The following is a 15,404-nucleotide window of genomic DNA, read 5'->3' on the forward strand; positions in this document are numbered from 1 at the left end:
TCAGGCGACGGTTCCGTCCTTGAGCTGGGCGACGAGGGAATGGACATCTGCCTTCGCCCTCTCCACCGCTTCGGCGTCCTTTCCGCGCACCACGATGCGATTGGCGAATCCCTGCTGCGTCATCGACGGATAGGAGCCGATGGACACGCCGTCATGGACCTTGGCGATCTCGGCGAGGGCCGAAGCGTAATTGCCTTCGGGCAGATTCCCGGCTTCGATCGTCTCCGACAGCACACGCGCGCCGGTCTCGAGGGTAGGGCCGATCTCGTCGAGCATGGCCTGCATGATCGCCGGCACGCCGGCCATGACGAAGACGTTGCCGATTCGAAAGCCCGGCGCCTTCGAGATTGGGTTGGCGATGAGGTCGGCACCCGCCGGAATGCGCGCCATGCGCAACCGGGCCTCGTTGAGATCTTCGGGCTTGTGGCGCTCCAGCAGCATTGCCTTCGCCCGCGGATCGACGTCGATGGTCACGCCGAAGGCGGCGGCCACGCAATCGGCGGTGATGTCGTCATGGGTCGGGCCGATCCCGCCGGTGGTGAAGAGGTAGGTGTAGCGGTTCCGAAGGGCATTGACCGCGGCGACGATCTCTTCCGCCTCGTCCGGGACGATACGGACCTGACGCAGGTCGATGCCGATGGCCGTACAATAATCGGCAATGGTGCCGATATTCCGGTCTTTGGTACGGCCGGACAGGATCTCGTCGCCGATCACCAGAATGGCGGCGGTGATGGTAGGGGAAGTGGGGGAGGTCATCGTGGTCCGTGGCGAGCGCGAGGCGGTGATGCCCCTGACCTAGCGCGACGATGCCGAACTGACCATGGCGGGCTCCCTGGCCTGCGTCGACGCCAGCTGATAGGCGCACGGCGTCGTAGCCGTTTCGCGTGCCATTCCCGTCAGGAGGTCCTGCCGATGAGATTTCCCGGTCCGCTGATCGAGGGCCGGCTGGTCCGCCGTTACAAGCGTTTTCTCGCCGATATCGAAGTGGCGGATGGCAGCCTCGTCACGGCGCATTGCGCCAATCCCGGCGCGATGCTCGGCCTCAACCAACCCGGTTCGCGCGTCCTCCTTTCGGCTTCGACAAACCCGGCGCGTAAGCTCGGCTTTTCATGGGAACTGGTGGAAGCCGACTTGCCCGGCGGCCTGCAATGGGTCGGCATCAATACGATGCGTCCGAACGCGCTGGTCGCGGAGGCCTTCGCCGAAGGTCGCCTCGCACCACTTTCGGAATACGCTTCCCTGCGCCCCGAAGTGCGCTACGGACGCGCCAGCCGGGTCGATTTCCTGGCGACCGGGGAGGGCGTGCCACCCTGTCATGTGGAGGTGAAGAACTGCCACCTCCTGCGCCAACCGGGCCTCGCCGAATTTCCCGACTGCGTGGCCGCCCGCAGCGCGCGGCATATGGACGATCTCACGGAGGTCGTCGCTCAGGGCGGGCGCGCGATGCTGATCGTCGTGGTGCAGATGCAGGCAGACAGGTTCGATGTGGCCCGCGATCTCGATCCGGCCTTCGACCGTGCCTTTGCCGCCGCCATGGCGGGCGGAGTCGAAATCCATGCCTATCGCTGCCGGATCGACCCGACCGAGGTCACCATCGCGGAAGCGATTCCCGTGGTTTCGCGGCTGTCCGGCGGCTGATCGATCGGCGCGTCGGTGGGTCGCGCGATTTCATGGGGCCATCGGCGGATTTCGTGCCATGCTCCCAGCCCTACGACCCAAGGAGACGATGATGGCGACTGAGAAACCACGCGGTGGCCGCGAAGCGAAGAAGCCGAAGAAGCCCGTCGTCAAGACGATCGCCGCTGCCCCTTCCACCAAGGGCACCGTAAGCATCGGCGCCAAGAAGTAGGACCCACAGCCCCGTCAGGCCGGCTATACGCCGCCTGGCGTGGCTTTCGGGCCGGTATTTGGCAAGGTTCGGCCAAGTTCGAGAAGTACGATTTCCGGCGGCACCCCGATACGGATCGGGACGCGGCTCACGCCGAACCCGCCGGACACGATCATGTGCCGTCTCTCATCGACCACATGGCCGTAGGAAAGGTCCTTGCCACGCACGAAGGGTACGAGCGGCGAGGTACCGAAAAACCGGATCTGGCCGCCATGGGTATGGCCGGCCAGGGTCAGGGAGACACGCTCGGGCACACGGGGGAAGATGTAGGGCTCGTGCGCCATCAGGATGACCGGCGCATCGTCCGTGACCTGCGCCAGCGTGCCGGGGAGATCGTCCCGTCCTCGGCGATCGCCGCGCAGTAGGAACGGCTCCTGGTCCCCAAGCCCTGCGATCCAGAACGGATAGCCATCCTTTTCCAGCCGCAGAGCGATGTTCTCCATGACCGGGATGCCGCGAGCTTCCAGCACGCGCTGGGATTCGACCGGCCCACGCCGCGTCGTTTGGACGATTGTGTCGTCCCACCAATCGTGATTTCCAAGAATGGCGTAGACGCCGAGCGGCGCCCGCAGGCCGTCGACGACGCGGGCGAACTCGACCAGCGGCACCTTGCGTGTCGTCACGCTGGGACCGGATGGATAATCGCCGAGCAGCAGGATGAGATCGGGTTCGAGCCGGTTCGTCGCATCGACGATCTCGGCGATCCGGTCGAGCGACATGGTCGGCTCACCGACATGGAAATCGGAGAGGACAGCGACTTTCAGGCTCAACCCATGCGTCCAGCCAGGCAGAACCGGAGCGTATCGCGTCACGACGAGACGGTAGCGCGGCTCGATCACGAAGCCATAGGCGCCCGCCGAGGCCACCAGGGCCGTGCTCGCACCGATCCCGGTTAGGAGCTGCCGTCTTGTCGGCAGAATCAGCATGTCATCGTCCCCGGCGGCAGAGTCGATGCGGATTCATCGTCCCGGGGCGTCTACACATCCAGCGCAGCCAAGTTCCGATGGTTCGACGTCGGTGACCAAGCCCGTGAAGGCTTGGTCGCAATGTTTGGCCGGACGACGTTCGTCTTAAGAAAGATTGGCCTCAGACGAGGGGCGCATCCTCGTGCTGGAAGCGGGAGAGCTGCCGACGAGCGGCAATCTTCCGGGCCGCCTCTTTGGCAGCGGATGCAGAGACGTGAACCGCTGCGGCGAGGGCGGGCAGTGCCACGGGGCGGAAACCTTCGCGATCGGTTACCAGACCGGACGCACGGGGCGTCGACGAAATGGCTGCGCGCTGGTTCTGTTCGGGGCGGGACATGGGAACGGGTCCTGTTTCACGGTGTCGGAACGCCACCAGATCCTCGTTTGTCTGGTTGACGATCACGCCGGTCTCTCGGGCACCCTCAAGAGGTTTGACCCGGACCGACGCTGTGCGGCACGAGATCCATATGCGGCGAAGGATCATGAACGGGAGCTTAAGGCTAGCCAGAGATGAGCAGGATAGAGTTGTCCAACATCGTCGCTGAGTGACTTTCGACACAGTCAAGGAATAGTGGAAATATAAAAAATTCAATTCCGCAGTGCAATCTAACCTCGCTCGCACTGCGAAAGATCTAGACTTTTCTGTGGCGAGGCCGTCCTAAACCACGGGCCTCAGACCTTCCGACGCGATCCAGGCCTCGGTTCGATCCAGGGCACGGGCGAGGCGGTCGAACAACGTGTCGATCTCCTCGTGCGAGATGACCAGGGGAGGGCAGACCGCGACCCGGTCACCGGCGAGGAATCGCACGATCAGGCCCTCGGCCTGCGCGAACGCGACGCAGCGGGCCGCGACGCCGGCCTTCGGCTCGTACTGACGCTTGGATGCCTTGTCGGCGACGATCTCCAGCCCACCGATGAGACCGATGCCTCGCGCCTCGCCGACGATGGGGTGGTCGGCCAAGGCCGAGAGCCGGGCCTGGAAATGAGGGGCCTTCTCGGCGACGCCTTCGACGATGCGGTCGCGTTTGTAGATTTCGATGGTCTTCAGCGCGACGGCGCAGGCGACGGGGTGACCGGAATAGGTGGTGCCATGGCCGAACGTGCCGAGCTTGGCGCTCTGCGTCACCAGCGCCGTGTAGAGCGGCTCGTCGATGCTGATGCCGCCGAGCGGCATGTAGCCCGAGGTCACCGCCTTGGCGAAGGACAGGCTGTCGGGGCGCATCCCCAGGGCTTCGGAACCGAACCAGGTGCCGAGCCGGCCGAAGCCGCAGATCACCTCGTCGGCGATGAAGCGCACGTCGTAGCGGTCGAGGACGGCCTGGATCTTGGTGAAATAACCGGCGGGCGGGGCGATGGCGCCCCCCGCTCCCATGACCGGCTCTGCCACGAAGGCCGCGACGGTATCCGGCCCCTCGCGCAGGATCAGGGCTTCGAGTTCGTCGGCGAGGCGCTGCGAGAACGCCTCCTCGGTCTCACCGGCCTCGGCGAAACGATAGTGGTGCGGGCATCCCACATGCAGGAAGCCCGGCAGCGGCAGGTCCCAATCGGCATGGTTGGCGGTGAGGCCGGTCATGGAGGCGGTGGCGACCGTGACGCCGTGGTAGCCCTTGATCCGCGAGATGATCTTCTTCTTCGCCGGGCGGCCGAGGGCGTTGTTGAGATACCAGGTCAGCTTCACCTGGGTGTCGTTGGCCTCCGACCCGGACGAGGTGAAGAAGATCTTCGAGGTCGGGATCGGCATCAACTCCTTGAGCGTCTCCGCGAGCTCGATCGCCGGATCGTGGCTACGGCCCGAGAACAGATGGGTGAAGGGCAGGCGCGACATCTGCTCGCTCGCCGCTTCCACCAATTCCTCGTTCGAATAGCCGAGCGCCGTGCACCACAGGCCGGCCATACCTTCGAGATAGGGACGACCGTCGCTGTCATAGACCCAGACACCGTGGCCGCGCTCCAGCACCAGCGGGCCGGTCTCGCGAAAGGTGGACAGGTTGGTGTAGGGATGGATCAGCGTTTCGACGTCGCGGGTCGCGAGGTTCGAGAGCATGGGCCTGCCGTTACCTGTGGAAGCGGGCCGGTTCGGCCCCGTGTTCATGCGATGCCACACTAGCGACCCGGACCGTCGGTAGAAACCCGTCCGCACAACGCATCGTCGCCCCGTCTTCCGCACCGATTGTCCCGCGCATGCTCGATCCCGCTACTTTCGTGGCCCATCCGGCGCCAGGCCGCGTTTGCGGAACCTGCACCCTGTGCTGCAAGGTCTACGATGTTCCCGCCGTGGAGAGCGTCGCCGGCCAATGGTGCCGGCACACCAAGCAGGGCAGGGGCTGCGCCATCCATCCGACGCGGCCGGACCATTGCCGCGCCTTCCATTGCCTCTGGATGACCGAAGCCTGGCTCGGCGCCGAGTGGAAGCCGGAGAAGGCCAAGATGGTGCTGGCGCTCGATCCGGTGACGAAGAACATGAACGTCCAGGTCGATCCCGGCCAACCGAATGCGTGGCGGCGCGAGCCGTATTACGCACAGTTGCGGCGCTGGGCCGCCGCATCGCTGGCGCAGGACCGCCTCGTCCTCGTCCATCTCAACAAATCCACTACCGTCATCCTGCCGGACCGTGACGTAGCCTTGGGCGTGTTCGAGCCTGGCGACAGGATCGTGCGGCGAGATCGCGCCGGAACCTTCGACGTCGAGAAGGTGGGAGCCAGCGCGTGAGCGCGACGCGTCCCCGCCGTCTCGCCGGCATCCTGTTCGACAAGGACGGCACGCTCATCGATTTCGATAGGACCTGGGGGCCAGCGGCCCATGCGGTCATGGATTGCCTGTCCGGGGGCGACCGTACCCGCTTGGAAGACCTGATGGCGGTGAGCCATTACATCGAGGAGGAGCGACGCTTCCTGCCGACCTCGCCCCTCATCGCCGGCTCGTCCGCCGCCTATGGGCCGCTTTGGGCGAAAGTTCTCGGCCGGCCTGCCGGACCTGATCTCTACGGAGAGATGGACCGGCTGTTTCGCCGCGAAGGGCTGGCGCATCTATGCCCGATCGGTGATCCGGCCGGGATGGCACGCCATCTCGTCGGTGCCGGTTACGCGCTCGGCATCGCCACCAACGATGCCGAAGCCTCGGCGCGGGCGCAGGCTGATGCCCTCGGCCTCGCACCCCATCTCTCCTACGTCGCGGGCTACGATTCCGGGCATGGGTCCAAGCCGGAACCCGGCATGGTCAGCGCCTTCGCCGCGCAACTCGGCGTCGCCCCGTGCCGCATCGCCATGATCGGCGATTCGCCTTACGACCTCGTCGCCGGGCGCGCGGCCGGTGCCGTGACCGTCGCCGTTCTGAGCGGACCCATGGGGGAGGCAGCCCGCGAGATCATGACGCCGCTCGCAGACCATGTGGTCGCCTCGATCCGCGATCTCGCCGACTTGCTCGCCAGGATCGCCGATCAGGAACGAGCGAGTGCAGACGGGTCGCAACCTGAACGGTAAGTGAGGCCTTCACCGATCCGGCCGTCCGGGATGGAAGGGGAATATTTACCCGGAAACGTCACATCTGCCCGTGTCGCTTCCCGACGACAGGCCCGGCCTATCCGGCCACTTCGGCGATGGCGGCAAGACGCTGTCTTTCGCCGGAGATTTCGCCAGCCTGAAGACCGGCTGGGTCGAGGGGGCGATCGAAGCGGGCCTGCGAGCGGCCCGGCAGATCGACCCGCTGGTCCAGGCGGAAGGCCGCCCGGTGATCCGTCAGAGGCTCTGACGAAGGGACACCGAAGTAACTCAGCCGCTGGAATCGGCGCGGGCGACGTCGCGCCATTTCAACACGAGCTGCTCGAAAGCCGCGATATCGTCCGGAGGCAGAGTCCCGAGGGTACGGGCGACATAGGCTTTCTGCGCGGCGATCCCACGGGCTGCGATCTCCGTACCCGCCGGGGTAAGGTGGAGCGCATGCGAGCGCCGGTCACCCGGGATGGCGTGGCGCTCGACGAAACCGGCCTGGACGAGGCGGTCGATCAGGCCCGAGACATTGCCCTTGGTGACGTAGAGCCGCGCGGCGAGATCCTGCTGTGTCAGCCCCTCGCGTTCGGTGAGGGTCGAGAGGACGTCGAATTGCGGAATGGAGAGCCCGAGGCTGCGCAGCTCGGTCGCCATCGCGGCGGTCACCCTCCGGTTGAGGCGGATGAAGCGGAACCAGACCCGCAGCGGGTCGTCCGATCGAGCATCGGTCACGGGATTTCCGGTCGCTGCGGTAAAGTTCATGTCGACGCCGCTATAGCAGAAGCAGGCGGCATCGAAAGCACGACGTAACTCGCGGGTGGCGTCGCCATGCGAGGCCCGGTAAAGCTCATCGCTCAGGCGCGCGGGCACGACCTCCCTGCGGCGCGGCGATCTCCCGGACAGCGATTTCATCCGTATCATGCGTCGTTCGCTTATCGAGGAGCCCATCACCCGCGCCGGTCCGCTCTCGCGCGGAACGGCGATCCTGTCGGTCCTCGTCACCCTGTTCGCCCTCGTTCTGGTGCGTGATCCGCGGGCGGAAGAAGGGCCCGCGCTGGTCACGCTCGGGTCCGGCCTATTCCTGGCGGTGCTGGCGATCGGCTTTGCCCTCTTCGCCTTCGTCCGCGTGTGGCGCGAGGGTGCGCGCGGTTTGGGCGGAGCGATCGCGGGTCTCTTCCTCGCGGTGATACTCCTCGGATATCCGGGCTTCGTCGGGCTGCGCAGCCTGCGCCTTCCAGCCATCACCGACGTCACCACCGATACCGAGAACCCACCGGCCTTCTCGCGCTCGCATGCCGCCTTCGCCGCCCGCGAAGGGCATTACCCTCCCGATCCCGGGCCGGAAGCGCGAACGGCACAGCGCGCCACCTATCTGCAGGTCGCCCCACTTACCCTCGACCTCGACGCCAACGCCGCGTTCGAGCTGGCCCGCAAAGCAGCGGTGAACCGTAAATGGCAGATCGTCGAGGCGATCCGCCCCGGTGGCAGGATCGGCAATGGCCGGATCGAGGCCGTGACGCGCGGCCTCATCCTCAACCTTGCCAGCGACATCACGGTGAGAGTGCGACCGCGGGCGGACGGAGCCCGGATCGACGTGCGCTCGGCGTCCCGCATCGGCGACCGCGATTTCGGCGCCAATGCCGACACCATCCGGGCCTATCTCGACGAGGTCGCGAACCTCGCCATCGCCGTCAAGTGAGTGGTCAGGCCGGCGCGTAGACACCTTCCAGCCTGGCTGGACCATCGGTGACGATGAGCCCGCGCTCAACCAGGTCTTCCAGATGGGCGAAGACGGACAAAGCCGCGGCGCCCTGCAGGGCCGGGCTCAGGCCCTGATAGATCGTGCCGACGATGGAGCGGATGTCGCGGTCGCCCGCCTCGATCCGGCTGCGGATCGCATTTTCGCGCTGGCGCCGATGGGCGGCGAGGCCCCGGACGAAGCGCCGCGGATCGCGGACCGGGCCGCCATGGCCGGGCCAATAGATCGTCTCGTCACGTCCGCGCAAAGCCTCGAGCGACGCCATGTAGGCACGCATCGATCCATCGGGTGGCGCTACGATGGTGGTGGACCACGCCATGACGTGGTCGCCCGAGAACAAGGTCGCTTCCTCCGGCAGGGCGAAGGCGAGATGGTTCATGGTGTGGCCGGGCGTTTCGACCGCCTGAAGCGTCCAGCCCGGCCCCTCGAGCGTATCGCCCGCTCCCATCTGACGGTCGGGTCGGTGGTCCCGGTCGGCGCTGGCGTCGAGATGCGGAAACTCGCCCTCCGCCAGATCCCTCGCGGCGCGATGCGGCCCACAACCGATGATGGGCGCACCCGTCTCCGCTTGCAGCAGGCGCGCGCCGGGGGAGTGGTCGCGATGGGTATGGGTGACGACGATGGCAGTGAGCCGCTCCCCGGCGATGGAGGCGATCAGAGCCGCTACGTGACCGGAATCGGCCGGACCCGGATCGATGATCGCGACCTCGCCCCGTCCGACGATGTAGCTGCAGGTGCCGCTGGACGTGAACGGGCTGGCATTGGGACAGATCCGCCGGCGTACCAACGGCGAGAGGCTCACCGTCTCGCCGTTTGCCGGCGCGGCGCCGTCGAAATGCGGATCCGTTCCTGCCTCGCCGTCGTCATTGGTCTTGGTCATGCGGCACCCGGAACGATCACACTCTCGTCCGGCCCTACGCCATAGCGGACCGAGCCACAACGCACCCCGAGCTGTCCCTGAGGCAGGTCTCAGCGCGTGAAAGGCGAGGACACCACGACGCGGACGTCGGCGAAGCCCTCCGCGCGGTCCGGTCTTAGCTGGACTTCACCGAAGCCTCTTGTCCCCGCCGTGATACCCACCTGGGCCAGCCGGACGCGCGGCGCGCGGTCAAACGTCCGCCCGGCCTGCCGAGTATCCCCACCGGAGGCGCGGGCATCCGCCTCGCGCCGGACGACGTCGATCTTGCGGCCGATCAGGCGACGCTCATGGCGGGACAGGATGCCCGCCTCGCGGAAATCCACCATCGTGAAGCCACTAGGCCGCGTGGAGACCACGACACGGGCGCTCGATGGGGTTGCGACCACGTCGCCCACCCGCGCAGTCAGGTCGCGTTCGATCGGCAGCGGCGTCGCCGCCCCGCCTTCGGGCTGGCAGGAGCATTGGTCGACGAGCTTCCTGCGGTAGAGACGGGCGACCTTGAGAGCTCGGTAGGGCTGCCCGTCGAGGCTGACGGCCCGTTCCAGTTCGTTCTGCCGGGCGCCGAGCGTGTAGAGGCTGGTTGCCGCGTTGGGGCAGGCCGCCGCACAGGCTGCCTCGTGAAGAGAAATGTCGGCGCGCGAGGCCAGCCGCCCGAGCGGAAACAGGTAGCCGTCACAAGCCCGGACGCAGACCGTACGGGCCCCGAGCGCCGAGGCGACCAGGCCAGCCGATGACGAGCGGCTCTTCCGATCAGCGGATGGCCGGTCGATGCGCACCAGGCGAGGCGTGTGACGAGGCGGGGCGGGCCTCGTGATACGGTTGGTATCGGGCAGGGACGCATAGCGCGGACGCGCCGGGCGCGGCACGGGAACGGGTTCCGGCCGGATCCTTACGGCCGGTCCGCGGAAGATGTCCTCGAAGAAGCTGAAGATACCTCCCTGCTCGGAGGCCCGAACGAGGCTCGATCCGGCGACGACACCGCCGATGCCGAGGATCACGCCCGCCATAAGAGGGCCGACGACTCGCTGACGCGGCGCAATGGCCGTCCTCGCGACATGTGGGTATGCGACTCGCATCGCTTCCTCATCCTTCAGTAACCATCCGGTAGGACGTGCGTCCTGCCTAGGCTGGAGGAGAAGGGCTTCGCAACGGGGCAGACCACCGAGCCGCATGAAACCTTTGGTTGAGTTGACGCCTCCCAGGTCGCGAGAAGACGTCCCGCGGCACGGCGTTTTGAGCACGCCATGAACACACGCTGCCACACCGGTGGAGACGGAGAAGCCCCCTCTATCTTAGCCTTTGTTTTCCATTATAGCCGATGCTATATGCCTCGCAGGGTGCAGTGCGGCATTCGTGATTCGGCTTATCGGAAAACGCGGTATGGACAGGCTCAACGAGGATCGGGCGTGGCGCTTCAGCCGCGACACGCAGGAACAGCCGAGCCTCGGTCGCATGAACGGCAGCGTACCGGTTCTCGCGAACGGGAGCTGGCTGCGACGCCTGATGGCCTTTCTCGGCCCCGGCTACATGATCTCTGTCGGCTACATGGATCCGGGAAATTGGGCCACCGACATCGCGGGCGGTTCGCAGTTCGGCTACACGCTTTTGGCCGTCATCCTGATCTCGAACTTGATGGCGATCGTACTGCAGGCCCTCTCGGCCCGTCTCGGCATCGCCACCGGCCGCGACCTCGCCCAGGCCTGCCGTGATCATTATCCACGGCCCGTCAGCTTCGTCCTATGGATCGCCTGCGAAGCCGCCATCGTCGCCTGCGACCTGGCCGAGGTCATCGGCACTGCCATCGCCCTCAAGCTGCTGTTCGGCATCCCTCTCGTCATCGGCGCGATCATCACCGCCCTGGACGTCTTTCTGATCCTGCTCCTGATGCGCCGCGGGTTTCGCGCGCTCGAAGCGTTCGTCATCGCGCTGCTGCTGGTGATCTTCGTATGCTTCGGCATACAGATCGCCCTGGCCGCGCCTCCGGTCCAGGCAGTGCTCGCGGGCTTCATCCCCTCGTCGCAGATCGTCACCAATCCGGCCGCGCTCTACATCGCCATCGGCATCATCGGCGCGACCGTGATGCCGCATAATCTCTACCTGCACTCGTCCATCGTACAGACGCGAGCCTATCCACGTACCGAGGAGGGGCGTCGCGGCGCCCTGCGGTTCGCGGTCACGGATTCGACCATCGCGCTGATGCTGGCGCTCTTCGTCAATGCCGCGATCCTGATCATGGCCGCCTCGGTGTTTCATGCCACCGGGCGAACGGACGTGCAGGAGATCGAGCAGGCTTATGAGCTGCTGTCGCCGTTGCTGGGGGCCGGCATCGCCTCCACCTTGTTCGCCGTGGCGCTGCTCGCTTCGGGGCTCAACTCCACCGTCACCGCGACGCTGGCCGGCCAGATCATCATGGAAGGCTTCCTGCGCCTGCGCATTCCTGACTGGGCTCGGCGCCTGATCACACGTGGCATCGCTATCGTGCCGGTCGTGATCGTGACGGGACTCTACGGGGAAGACGGCACGGCCCGGCTACTGGTGCTGAGCCAGGTCGTTCTGTCGATGCAATTGCCCTTCGCCGTCATCCCCCTGGTCCGCTTCGTATCGGACAAGCAGAAGATGGGTGCGCTCGTCATTCCCGCTTGGCTGAAAATCCTCGCCTGGGTGATCGCCGCGATCATCGTGGTCCTCAACGTCAAGCTTCTGGTGGATACCGTCAGCGGCGCCTGAACCAAGTCAGTCATCGCCGGTCTTCCCGAGGGAAGGGCGGAGTACAGCGTTTCCCACCGTTACCGACCGGGCCGCCCAGGGGGCCCGGACGCAAGAACTTTATCTAAGAACATAGCATAGGCTATACTATCGAGGTCAGGCGTCGATGATCAGCAGAAGGGCTTTTCGGAGGTGGCGGGTGGGATTGGCGGGCGCTTTCGCCGTGAACCTCGCTTACCCGATCGCCTCGCCCGCTTGGTCGGAACCCTCGGCGACAGGAGCCCTAGACGATCGCCCGGCGCAGTCCGCCGCTCTGGAGGACGACCGACCGCCCTCGATCCAATCCTCACTCGGTACATTCGGCGATCCCGGCGGCTTCCGCCGAATGCTGGCGCCGCGCGGCATCACCTACAACCTGCTTTATACGAACGAGGTTCTGGGCAACGTCAGCGGCGGGGTGAGGCAAGGGCCGATCCATGCCGGCAAGTTCGAGGCGGCGATCAGCGTCGATCTCGACCGGTTTGCCGGTTGGAGGGGCTGGAGCGCGTTCGCCAACGTCTTCCAGATCCACGACACGGGCGGCCTACGTGATCGCAGCTTTCATCGCCTAATCACGGTGAGCAATATCGAAGCCTATCCCTCGACACGCCTTTCAGAACTCTGGCTGGAGCATGCCTCGGAGGACCAGCGCTTCAACTTTCGGATGGGGCAACTCGTGGCGGATGGCGAGTTCTTCGCCTCCGACACCGGAAAAATCTTCCTGAGCAACGATTGGCCGACCATCACCGGAGCGAACCTACCAAGTGGCGGCCCTGCCTATCCCCTATCGACTCCCGGACTTCGGCTGCGCTGGACGCCCAATGCCTCAATGAGCGGGCTTATTGCGGTGTTCAACGGCGACCCCGGCGATCAGGCCAGCGTCAACCGGACCGGATTGAATTTTCGCCTGAACGATCCGCCGCTGCTGATGGGCGAGATCCAGCTTCGCGCAGTACCCGGCCCGAGCGCGCTCACTCGAAGTGTGAAACTCGGAGGATATCAGCATTTCGGGCGTTTCGACGATTACCGCTACGACCGGAGTGGGCTTTCCCTGGCGAGCATCCATAGCAGCGGATCACCGCGCCGACATGGTGGAACGAGCGGCGCCTATGCGGTGATCGACGCGCAACTCTACCGACCGGAGGGCGCTGATCAGGCCGACGGAGTGGCCGTTTATGCCCGCCTATCCGGCAGCCCGTCGGACCGGAACCTCATCGGCCTTTGGGCGGATGGCGGCATCGTTTTCTCGGGGATGGTGCCCGGCCGGCCGGAAGACGCCTTCGGCCTCAGCTTCATCTACGCGCGTATCGGCGACCATGCCCAGCGCTACGACCGGGATCGATTGTCTTTCGACACCAACTTCCACCCAGTCCGCAGCTACGAAGCTTCAATCGAACTGACGTATCAAGCAGTGGTGGTACCCGGTTGGACGATCCAACCGGATATCCAGGTCGTCATCAATCCCGGCGGGGGTATCGCAGACCCCACGCGCCCGAACCAACGGGTCAAAGGTGGCGTGGTACTCGGACTACGCTCCACACTCACCTATTGAGCGCACTGTATCAGCGCCGATCGTTGCGACGGACGCGGACCGGTACGGGCTGGGGAGCGGGCGACCCATTTTCGATCGCCTCTACGACTCCGCGAGCGGCCGCAGCGACCGCATCGAGAAGGCGTCGTGCAAGGGATGCGGCCAGCGACTCTCTCATCAGAATGTATCCGTGTTCGGGAACAGGTGACGAACGCTACATCGGACACCGGGTTCCACATCAGCGTCAACCACTATGTGGGTCGTCACTCCCGAAACCGACAAGAGTCTCGCCGATATGACGCATGCGAGCACTGCGCTGGGCAAGGGATCGTCTCGGCGCAATCCGGGACAGGACGATGTTCAGATCTTTTCCAGGGTGCGTCGGCGTGTCTGTCTGCGCTTCCGCGACCCGCTGGTTTCGCCTCGGTAACCAATCGTGACCGCTTTGTGTCAAAGTCAGGAACCGGTCGGATAACTTGGCGTTATTGATGTCATGAGGTCGCGGCACAGGTCGCACCAGCTTCACAAGGATCGAGACCATGCTTGGTTGGGCTGTAACATTTCTCGTCGTGGCCCTCGTGGCCGCTCTGCTTGGTTTTGGTGGTATTGCCGGCACCGCCATGGAAGCCGCAAAGCTCGTCTTCTTTGTCGCTATCGTTCTGTTCGCCATCTCGGCCGTCATTGGCCTGATGCGCGGCCGCTCGCCGACACTCTGACGATTGGACGTGTCGGTGCAGTCAGACCGACAACCCAGACACCAAGAAAGCCGCCGGATCGCTTCGGCGGCTTTTCTACAGAGCGAAGACAGTCACACACTCCACCCGTGCCGGTGCACACTTTAGCGCTGAGGCAGGTGAGTTAGATTATTTTTCATCGAAGGGCTGACCGGAGGCATCGTCCATCCGGGCGATGAGATCTCGAAAGCGATCCGGAACGGGTTGCTGGACAATCGTGTCGTACATGGCACGCAGATGCATGCCGATCCGTTTCTGGGTGAGGTCACTCAGGCTGTGAGTTTCGGGGCTATGTAGTTTCGGCTCACGTTCCAACTCCAATCGCGTCTCCGCCAGGGAGATGCGGACCGTCTCGTCCTCGTCCATTCGGTTATCCCCTTGATGCCACGCGGTGGCATCGCCGCGATTGTTTTGCGGCTTGACATAAGTCATGGCTGCACCTGCAACGCAGCGCGATACAAACGGTTCCGGGCTCGCGGAACACAGCCCATCGAACCGCGTTATGGCGGTGGCGACCATAAAGAACGGCAGTGCCAAGGGGATCTAATGTCGACAGCTCAACTCGTCGTGCAACATCTGCCGTATCTGCGCCGCTACGCGCGGGCACTGACCGGCAGCCAGGTCGCCGGCGATGCATATGTGGCCGCCACGCTGGAAACGCTCGTCAACGAGCCGGACACGCTCGGACGCAGCACCAACGTCAAGGCGGACCTTTTCCGAGTCTACACCCGCATCTGGAATTCCCTCTCGGTCAACGGCCAGAGCGATCAAGTTCAGCATGATCTACCGGCTGAAGTTCGGCTGGGGCAGATCACCCCGCTGCCGCGCCAGGCGTTCCTGCTGTCATGCCTCGAAGGCTTCTCCGAAGAGGACGCTGCGGTAATCCTCGAAGTCGACGTGACACAGGTGCGTGACCTCGTAGACGAAGCGGGACGCGAACTGGCGGCCGACATGGCCACGGAAATCCTCATCATCGAGGACGAGCCGCTCATTGCCATGGACCTGGAAGCCCTGGTCGAAGGGCTCGGCCACAACGTCATCGGCGTCGCCCGGACACGGACCGAAGCGATCAAGATCGCATCAGAGGGATCGCGTCCTGGTTTGATCCTCGCGGACATTCAGCTTGCCGATGGCTCTTCGGGGCTCGACGCTGTGAACGATCTGTTGAAGACGTTCGAGGTGCCGGTGATCTTCATCACTGCCTATCCCGAGCGCTTCCTCACTGGCGAGCGGCCCGAGCCCGCCTTCCTGATCGCCAAGCCGTTCCAGCCCGCCAATGTTTCCGCGGTGATCAGTCAAGCTCTGTTCTTCCAGCAGAGCGCCCGTCGCCGCGAGAAGACCGGCTGATCGTCCGACAGTCACAGACACCACCGGTGAA

General features: G+C 65.0%; 18 protein-coding genes. 10 read left to right on the forward strand and 8 right to left on the reverse strand.

Features of this window, described 5'->3' with window-relative positions; translation table 11 throughout:
• Positions 1-756, reverse strand: a complete 756-nt coding sequence (locus ACYQR9_RS11695) for a competence/damage-inducible protein A (protein WP_461229659.1) — start codon at positions 754-756, stop codon at positions 1-3.
• 156 nt (positions 757-912) lie between these two features.
• Between ACYQR9_RS11695 and sfsA the strand changes: the two genes are divergently transcribed.
• Both sfsA and ACYQR9_RS11705 read left to right on the forward strand, forming a co-directional pair.
• Positions 913-1,638, forward strand: coding sequence for a DNA/RNA nuclease SfsA (gene sfsA, locus ACYQR9_RS11700; RefSeq protein WP_056430097.1), 726 nt, complete (start codon positions 913-915; stop codon positions 1,636-1,638).
• An 88-nt stretch (positions 1,639-1,726) separates the two neighbouring features.
• Positions 1,727-1,849 (forward strand): hypothetical protein, encoded by a 123-nt coding sequence (locus tag ACYQR9_RS11705; RefSeq protein ID WP_280136565.1) that lies wholly within the window; start codon positions 1,727-1,729, stop codon positions 1,847-1,849.
• 23 nt (positions 1,850-1,872) lie between these two features.
• Here the strand turns inward: ACYQR9_RS11705 and ACYQR9_RS11710 are convergent, their stop codons facing one another.
• The 3 genes from ACYQR9_RS11710 to ACYQR9_RS11720 all read right to left on the reverse strand — a co-directional run bounded on the left by ACYQR9_RS11710 (position 1,873) and on the right by ACYQR9_RS11720 (position 4,897).
• Positions 1,873-2,814 (reverse strand): metallophosphoesterase, encoded by a 942-nt coding sequence (locus ACYQR9_RS11710; RefSeq protein ID WP_461229660.1) that lies wholly within the window; start codon positions 2,812-2,814, stop codon positions 1,873-1,875.
• 160 nt (positions 2,815-2,974) lie between these two features.
• Positions 2,975-3,190 carry a hypothetical protein gene (locus ACYQR9_RS11715; RefSeq protein WP_056453941.1) on the reverse strand — a complete coding sequence of 72 codons (216 nt, stop codon included), beginning with the start codon at positions 3,188-3,190 and terminating at the stop codon, positions 2,975-2,977.
• Positions 3,191-3,511: 321 nt separating this feature from the next.
• Positions 3,512-4,897: an aminotransferase gene (locus ACYQR9_RS11720; protein WP_461229661.1), complete on the reverse strand. Its 1,386-nt coding sequence runs from the start codon at positions 4,895-4,897 to the stop codon at positions 3,512-3,514.
• 137 nt (positions 4,898-5,034) lie between these two features.
• Between ACYQR9_RS11720 and ACYQR9_RS11725 the strand changes: the two genes are divergently transcribed.
• From ACYQR9_RS11725 to ACYQR9_RS11735, 3 genes are all read left to right on the forward strand, one after another.
• On the forward strand, positions 5,035-5,562 hold the full coding sequence (locus ACYQR9_RS11725; RefSeq protein ID WP_461229662.1) for a hypothetical protein: 528 nt from the start codon (positions 5,035-5,037) through the stop codon (positions 5,560-5,562).
• Positions 5,559-6,332 carry an HAD family hydrolase gene (locus ACYQR9_RS11730; RefSeq protein WP_461229663.1) on the forward strand — a complete coding sequence of 258 codons (774 nt, stop codon included), beginning with the start codon at positions 5,559-5,561 and terminating at the stop codon, positions 6,330-6,332. Before ACYQR9_RS11725 ends, ACYQR9_RS11730 begins: the two co-directional genes overlap by 4 nt.
• Positions 6,333-6,402: 70 nt before the next feature.
• On the forward strand, positions 6,403-6,600 hold the full coding sequence (locus tag ACYQR9_RS11735) for an FAD-dependent oxidoreductase (RefSeq protein WP_461229664.1): 198 nt from the start codon (positions 6,403-6,405) through the stop codon (positions 6,598-6,600).
• Positions 6,601-6,620: 20 nt separating this feature from the next.
• On the opposite strand, the gene ACYQR9_RS11740 is transcribed toward ACYQR9_RS11735, so the two are convergent.
• Positions 6,621-7,100 carry a MarR family winged helix-turn-helix transcriptional regulator gene (locus tag ACYQR9_RS11740; protein WP_461229787.1) on the reverse strand — a complete coding sequence of 160 codons (480 nt, stop codon included), beginning with the start codon at positions 7,098-7,100 and terminating at the stop codon, positions 6,621-6,623.
• 157 nt (positions 7,101-7,257) lie between these two features.
• Here ACYQR9_RS11740 and ACYQR9_RS11745 point away from each other — a divergent pair, with 157 nt between their 5' ends.
• A complete protein-coding gene (locus ACYQR9_RS11745) occupies positions 7,258-8,037 on the forward strand; it encodes a DUF1499 domain-containing protein (protein ID WP_056430118.1) in 780 nt (259 codons plus the stop codon).
• A gap of 4 nt (positions 8,038-8,041) precedes the next feature.
• On the opposite strand, the gene ACYQR9_RS11750 is transcribed toward ACYQR9_RS11745, so the two are convergent.
• Positions 8,042-8,977, reverse strand: coding sequence for an MBL fold metallo-hydrolase (locus ACYQR9_RS11750; RefSeq protein ID WP_461229665.1), 936 nt, complete (start codon positions 8,975-8,977; stop codon positions 8,042-8,044).
• An 89-nt stretch (positions 8,978-9,066) separates the two neighbouring features.
• The gene (locus ACYQR9_RS11755) at positions 9,067-10,023 is read right to left on the reverse strand and encodes a DUF2865 domain-containing protein (RefSeq protein WP_461229666.1); all 957 of its coding nucleotides are present in this window, start codon (positions 10,021-10,023) and stop codon (positions 9,067-9,069) included.
• A 373-nt stretch (positions 10,024-10,396) separates the two neighbouring features.
• Here ACYQR9_RS11755 and ACYQR9_RS11760 point away from each other — a divergent pair, with 373 nt between their 5' ends.
• From ACYQR9_RS11760 to ACYQR9_RS11770, 3 genes are all read left to right on the forward strand, one after another.
• Entirely contained in the window at positions 10,397-11,743 is a 1,347-nt protein-coding gene (locus tag ACYQR9_RS11760) for an Nramp family divalent metal transporter (protein WP_461229667.1), read from the forward strand.
• 178 nt (positions 11,744-11,921) lie between these two features.
• Positions 11,922-13,313 carry a carbohydrate porin gene (locus ACYQR9_RS11765; RefSeq protein WP_461229668.1) on the forward strand — a complete coding sequence of 464 codons (1,392 nt, stop codon included), beginning with the start codon at positions 11,922-11,924 and terminating at the stop codon, positions 13,311-13,313.
• Between the two features lie 518 nt (positions 13,314-13,831).
• Positions 13,832-14,008 (forward strand): DUF1328 domain-containing protein, encoded by a 177-nt coding sequence (locus ACYQR9_RS11770; RefSeq protein WP_003599466.1) that lies wholly within the window; start codon positions 13,832-13,834, stop codon positions 14,006-14,008.
• A gap of 147 nt (positions 14,009-14,155) precedes the next feature.
• Here ACYQR9_RS11770 and ACYQR9_RS11775 read toward each other — a convergent pair whose 3' ends face one another.
• Complete coding sequence (locus ACYQR9_RS11775) at positions 14,156-14,563, reverse strand: NepR family anti-sigma factor (protein ID WP_461229669.1); 408 nt, start codon at positions 14,561-14,563, stop codon at positions 14,156-14,158.
• A 9-nt stretch (positions 14,564-14,572) separates the two neighbouring features.
• On the opposite strand from ACYQR9_RS11775, the gene ACYQR9_RS11780 reads away from it, so the two are divergent.
• On the forward strand, positions 14,573-15,373 hold the full coding sequence (locus ACYQR9_RS11780) for a response regulator (RefSeq protein WP_461229670.1): 801 nt from the start codon (positions 14,573-14,575) through the stop codon (positions 15,371-15,373).
• Positions 15,374-15,404 lie beyond the last annotated feature (31 nt).

Source organism: Methylobacterium sp. CM6241, from assembly GCF_054817845.1.